The organism is Streptomyces sp. NP-1717 (assembly GCF_022695985.1).
Taxonomy (GTDB): Bacteria; Actinomycetota; Actinomycetes; order Streptomycetales; family Streptomycetaceae; genus Streptomyces.
Genome location: NZ_JAAPBF010000318.1, coordinates 1 through 6,272, shown reverse-complemented (window position 1 = coordinate 6,272; position 6,272 = coordinate 1). Strand labels below are relative to the sequence as shown.

Annotated in this window: 4 protein-coding genes and 1 pseudogene; all 5 read right to left on the bottom strand. The window is 70.5% G+C overall.

The window, feature by feature from the left end:
* Window positions 1-359, bottom strand: a pseudogene (locus tag GXP76_RS33230) (transcriptional activator protein); the annotation flags it as partial.
* A 5-nt stretch (window positions 360-364) separates the two neighbouring features.
* Window positions 365-2,161: an AfsR/SARP family transcriptional regulator gene (locus tag GXP76_RS33225; RefSeq protein ID WP_242575339.1), complete on the bottom strand. Its 1,797-nt coding sequence runs from the start codon at window positions 2,159-2,161 to the stop codon at window positions 365-367.
* Between the two features lie 9 nt (window positions 2,162-2,170).
* A complete protein-coding gene (locus GXP76_RS33220) occupies window positions 2,171-2,440 on the bottom strand; it encodes a hypothetical protein (protein WP_242575338.1) in 270 nt (89 codons plus the stop codon).
* A gap of 237 nt (window positions 2,441-2,677) precedes the next feature.
* A complete protein-coding gene (locus tag GXP76_RS33215; protein ID WP_242575337.1) occupies window positions 2,678-5,254 on the bottom strand; it encodes an ABC transporter permease in 2,577 nt (858 codons plus the stop codon).
* Window positions 5,251-6,039, bottom strand: a complete 789-nt coding sequence (locus GXP76_RS33210) for an ABC transporter ATP-binding protein (protein ID WP_242575336.1) — start codon at window positions 6,037-6,039, stop codon at window positions 5,251-5,253. The genes GXP76_RS33215 and GXP76_RS33210 overlap by 4 nt, the downstream gene beginning before the upstream one ends.
* Window positions 6,040-6,272: the final 233 nt, after the last annotated feature.

The following is a 6,272-nucleotide window of genomic DNA, read 5'->3' as shown; positions in this document are numbered from 1 at the left end:
TACAGCGTCTTGACCAGCTCGGCGGCCATGGCCTGCTGGGCCGGTCCGAAGCCCTGGCAGATGTCACCGAGCCGGTGGTGGCCCGCGAGGTGCGGCACCATCAGCGAGGCGAACCGGTAGGCGGTGCGGCCGGTGAGATGGAAGCCGCCGTCGGCGTTGTGGAAGAGGACCCCGCCGGGCGTCTCGGTGAACAGCACGTCCCGGCGGACTCGGGGTCTGGTGCCGGCCAGGGCGTCGAAGGCGGACACGGCGGCCACCGCCGGTGCCTGGGCCTCTGGTGCCGAAGCGGACGCCGTCCCGGTCTGTTGTGCCGCCGGAGGCGCGACGGCCGTCGGAGTCGCTGTCGCTTCTGCAGCCATGGGATTCACACCTTCTGTATCGGTCGGGATCGAAACGGCGCGGTTCTGCGCGCGTACACACGGAGCAGTTCGTGCACCCGGTACGGGCCGGGCGGCCCTTCTTCCAGCAGTCCGGCGTCGGCGAGCCGGTCCAGTACGTCGTCCGCCTCGACGGGGGACATCCCGAGCACCCGCACGCCGTCCTCGGCGGTGAAGTGGTCCGGGATCTGCGCGGCGACCTTCAGGAACGCCTCGACGAGCCGCGGGTCGAGCCGGTCGAGCGCCCCGCCCAGTACCCCGTGCACCGACAACTCGGGCGAGTCGGCGAGCGAGAGCCGTGCCAGCGGGTCCTCCGCCAGCCAGCTGACGGAGTCGGCCAGCCGCAGCGCCGGCCGGGTGAGCAGCCGGGCCGACATGATGCGCAGCGCGAGGGGGTGGTGGCCGCAGGCTTCGGCGAGCCGGCGGGCCTCCTCCGGTTCCGCCTCGACGCGTTCGGCGCCGAGGACGGCAACCAGCAGCGCGTACGACTCCTCCTCGGTGAAGGTGCCGAGCCGCAGCACCCAGCCGCCGTGGGTGGCGACGAGACCGGCGAGACCGCGCCGGCTGGTGACGATCACCGCGCCGTCGGCGCCGGCCGGCAGCAGCGGCCTGACCTGGTCGGCGTCGACGACGTCGTCCAGCACGAGCAGGGCGCGTTCGCCGCGCACCTGGTCGCGCAGGGCGGCGGCCACCTCGGCCGCCGCGTCGTCGGGGCTGCGCGGCGTACCGTCCGGGCCGACCATCCGCACCATGAACAGCCCCGCGGGGAAACTGTCCTTGACCTGGTGGGCGAGGTGCCGGGCCAGCGCGGTCTTCCCGATGCCGGGCGCCCCCGACACCAGGAGGGTGACGGACTCGTGGCCGGGCGCGGTCAGCCGCTCCAGGAGAGCGGTGGTCTCGGCCTCGCGTCCGGTGAAGGAGTGCACGGCCGCGACGGGTTCCACGATGGCCGCCGGCGGTGCGGCGGGGGCGGTGGTGTGCCGGCGCTCGGCGCCACCGGCGGTGGTGTACGCGGGGCCGCCGGGGTGGCGGTCGTCGGCGGGCCCCAGGTCCTCGCCGCGCAGGATGGCCATCTCCAGCCGGCGCAGCGCGGGCGACGGGTCCACCCCCAGCTCGTCGTGCAGGTACTCCTTGACCATCCGGTACTCGGCGAGCGCCTCGGTCTGACGGCCCGTGCGGTACAGGGCCTCGATGAGCTGTTCCCGGAACCGCTCGTGGCCGGGGTGCGCCCGGCTGGCGCTCCACAGCTCCACCAGCGCCTCGCCGCAGCGGCCGAGCAGCAGCTTGAGATCGCAGGCGCGCTCAAGGGTCCGCAGCCGCTCCTCGACGAGCCGGGGGACTTCGTCGCGGTGCAGTACGTCGGAGCGGACATTGGCCAGGACGGAGCCCTCCCACAGCGACAACGCGCCTTTGAGCACGTGCAGTTCACTCTCCGGGTCGGCGATGTCCGCGGCGCGCCGTATCTCTTCCCGGAAGCCGATCAGATCGAGATGCCGGGGCCCGGCCGTGATCCGGTAGCCACCGGGCACGGCCTCGATGGGGGTCTCGGTCACCCCGTGCTTGGTGAACAGCCGGCGCAGCCGCAGGACGCACGTCTGGAGCGCGGCCCGTGAGGTGGCGGGCTGTTCCTCGCCCCACATGGTCCGCTGAAGGTAGTCGGCGGAGACCACCGTGTTGGCGTGCAGGAGCAGTGAGGCGAGGAGGATGGTGGGCTTGGACGGCTGGAGGACGACGGTGTCGGGGCCGTCCGTGATGCTGAGCGGCCCGAGGAGCTGAAACCGCACCGGCTGCGCCTAGTCCCAGCCGTTGACAAGCTTGCAGAACGCCAGGGCCTGGCCGGCCGCCGTCTCGGGGAGGATGGCGGCGGCCGACTGGCACGCCGTCACCGGGTCGGGCGCGCTCGGCCCGGCGACGTGGGCGGAGGCCGATGCGGTCCCCGCGGACAGGGTCAGTGCGGCCGTACAGACCCCAAGAGCGAGTGCGGTTCGTGCGATACGTGCGGTGCGAGCGGTGCGCGAACGGGCGGTGATCTTCTTGGAGTTGCAGTGCGGTACACCGAGCACAATTCCCCCTGTTGAATCGTTCCGTCGGACCGGATCGCTTTCCGGGTGGCACGACGATGACAGCGGGTGTCTCGAAATGGGGGGCCGGAGCGTGTCAGCTTGCTGCATCTACGCGCGCAGCTTGTTGTCAGCACCGCTCTGACCAGGGAAGACGAAATCGGCTCCGGTGGGCGTCAAAGACGCCCACCGGAGCCGAAAATCACCCAGGCCGTGCCGTTGGCCGCGGGTCGGACACCCCTAGTCCGTGGCGATCGCATTCAGGACGTTCATCCGGCCGGCCCGGAACGCCGGGACGAGCGCGGCGAACAGTCCCACGAAGGCCGAGGCCACGAACACCCCGATGATGGTCGGCCACGGGATCTCCAGGACCCCCAGACCCTCCAGGGCGAGGAGCTTCTGCGCCGCCGTGCCCCAGCCCATGCCCAGACCGAGTCCGAGCAGGGCGCCGAAGAGGGCGATGACGACCGACTCCAGCCGGATCATGCGCCGGAGCTGACGGCGCGACAGGCCGATGGCCCGCAGCAGTCCGATCTCCCGGGTCCGCTCCACGACCGACAGCGCGAGGGTGTTCACCACACCGAGCACGGCGACGATGATGGCCAGTCCGAGCAGACCGTAGACGATGTTGAGCAGTTGGCCGATCTGGTCCTTCAGATCCTGCTTGAAGTCCGTCTGGTCCTGGACCTTGTACTGCGGGTACGCCGCGAGGGAGTCCTTCAGCGCCGCGTACGCCTCCTTCTCCTTGCCCTCCTCGGCCGCCGCGAACATGATCACGTTCTTCGGCATCTTCTCCGCCGGCAGATACCGCTCGGCGGTCGCTGTCGAGGTGTACTTGGCCTCCTTGTCCACCGAGACATCGTCCGAGGTGATCGCCGCGACCTTGAGCTTCGCGCTCTCGCCGCCCTTGAACGCGACGGTCAGCTCGTCCCCGACCTCGACACCGTGCTCCTCGGCGAAGATGTCGCCGACGGACATCGAGTCCTTCCCGTACGCGGCGGACAGCTCACCCGCGACGGTCTCGCGGCGCAGGTCCTGCGCGTACGTCGGGTCGGCCGCCGCCAGGTCCTCGCTGACGGTCTTCCCGTCGGGCGTGGTCAGCTTGGCCTCGACCATCTTGTACTCGGTGACGTGCGCGATCCCGGGGGCCTTCTCCAGGGCCTTCTGGGCCTGCGGCACGATCGGCTGTCCGGTGCCGGACTGGACGATGAAGTCCGCGCCGACGGTCTTGTCCAGCTCGTCCGTCGCCGAGGCGACCATCGACGAACCGACCACCGACAGACACGCCACCAGGGCCAGGCCGATCATCAGGGCCGCGCCCGTGGCTCCCGTACGCCGCGGGTTGCGCAGCGCGTTGCGCTCGGCCATCCGGCCGACCGGGCCGAAGCCCCGCAGCACCACCGTGCTCAGGATCCGGACGAAGAACCCGGCGAGCAGCGGGCCGATGACGACGAAGCCGATGAGCGTGAACACGACGCCCACACCGAGGAACATCGAGCCCTCGGCCGCCTCCTCGGCCCGCGTGGCGGCGAGCAGCGCGGCGGCGCCGCCGGCGGTGAGGATCAGGCCGATCGTGCCCCGGATCCGTCCGGCGCGGCCGTCGGCGGGTGTACCGGCGTCACGCAGCGCCGCCATCGGCGACACCTTCCCGGCCCGGCGGGCCGGTATGTACGCCGCGAGGACGGTGACGACCACACCGAGCACCAGCCCGATCGCGGGGGTCGTCCACTTCACGGTGAGGTCCTGGGTGGACAGCTCCATACCCATGGACGACATCAGTTCCATCAGACCGACGGCCAGTCCCACACCGGCGGCGACACCGGCGACGGAGCCCACGATGCCGAGCAGGACGGCCTCCAGCAGCACCGAGCGGTTGACCTGCTTGCGGCTGGACCCGATGGCCCGCATCAGGCCGATCTCGCGGGTCCGCTGGGCGACCAGCATGGAGAAGGTGTTGACGATCAGGAAGATACCGACGAGGAAGGCGATCCCGGCGAAGCCGAGCATCGCGTACTTCATCACGTCGAGGAACGAACCGACACTGTCCCGGCCCGCGTCCGCCATCTCCTTCTGCGTCTGGAGCTTGTACGTGCCCCCGAGCGATCCGGCCAGGTCGGCCTTCAGCCGGGCGTCGCTCACCCCGTCGTCGGCCACGACGTTGATCTGCGTGAACAGACCGGTCCCGCCGAGGAGTCCACGCTGGGCGGTCTCGGTGTCGAAGTAGACGACGGTCGCGCCCGGGTTGGTCACCTTGAAGGTGGCGATGCCGACGATCTCCGCCCTGAGGTCACCGGTCACCGTGATGGTGCGCAGCTCGTCGCCGAGCCTCAGGTCGTGCTTGTCCGCGGTGTCGGCGTCGATCATCAGCTCGGTGGGACCGCGCGGGGCGTGCCCGGAGGTGATCTCCATCGACTTGAGGTCGTTGTCCGTCCAGTTGCCCGCGATCGTCGGGGCGCCGGAGGTCGCGCCCACGTTCTTGTTCTCCGTGTCGACGACCGTGACGCTCATGCTGCTGACCGCGCCCTCGGCGGACTTCACGCCCGGCGACTTCTCGACGCGTCCGACGACGGAGGCCGGCAGCGACTCGGGCTTGCCGGTCTGCGACGGCGCCTCGTCGGCCGCCGCAGCGCCCTTGGGGCTGACGGTGACGTCGGACGACGTCGAGGCGAAGAGCTTGTCGAACGTGGTGTTCATCGTGTCGGTGAAGACGAGCGTCCCCGAGACGAACGCCACCGACAGCAGGACGGCTATGGCGGAGAGCGCCATGCGGCCCTTGTGCGCGAGGAAGTTGCGCACGGAGGTCTTGACGACGGTCACGACGTCCGCCCCCGAGCGTCGAAGTTCTTCATACGGTCCAGGACCTGCTCGGCGGTCGGGCTGCGCATCTCGTCGACGATCCGGCCGTCGGCGAGATACAGCACCCGGTCCGCGTAGGAGGCGGCGACCGGGTCGTGCGTGACCATCACCATGGTCTGCCCCAGCTCGTCCACCGACTTGCGCAGGAAGTTCAGCACCTCGGCGCCGGCCCGCGAGTCCAGGTTTCCGGTCGGCTCGTCACCGAAGATGATCTCGGGGCGGGCGGCGAGCGCGCGGGCGACGGCCACGCGCTGCTGCTGGCCACCGGAGAGCTGGGTGGGCCGGTGCTTGAGCCGCTCGGCCAGGCCGACGGTCTCCACCACCCGCTGGAGCCACGGACGGTCGGGCTTGCGGCCCGCTATGTCCATGGGCAGCGTGATGTTCTCCAGGGCGTTCAGCGTCGGCAGCAGGTTGTAGGCCTGGAAGATGAAGCCGATCCGGTCCCGGCGCAGCTGCGTGAGCTTCTTGTCCTTGAGCTTCGTGATCTCGGTCTCGTCGAGATAGATCTCGCCCGAGGTCACGGTGTCGAGTCCGGCGAGGCAGTGCATCAGCGTCGACTTGCCGGAGCCCGACGGGCCCATGATCGCGGTGAACTGCCCGCGGTCGATGTCCACATCGACATGGTCGAGCGCGACGATCCGGGTCTCCCCCGAGCCGTAGGCCTTGACGACCTGCCGCGCTCGCGCGGCGACGGCCAAACGCCCTCCCGTGCCCCCGTGCTTGGGGATGGTCATAGCCGTTGTCACGGTAAATCTCCTAAGTCCGTCGAAAATCAGGCGTCGTGAGGCACGCTGCGCGCCCCGCGCTGTGAGGTGGTGCGGTGGTGTGTGGGTGACGCGACGGGTGGTCGCGCGACGTGGTGTCGCGCGACCGACCGTCGTGCGGCGGGCGGGCCGGTGAGTGCTCCCGCCGGCTCTGACTCGAGTCTGCGCGCCCGAGCCCCTCCGGCGCGCTGGGGAAAGACTCAGACTTCCCCTGG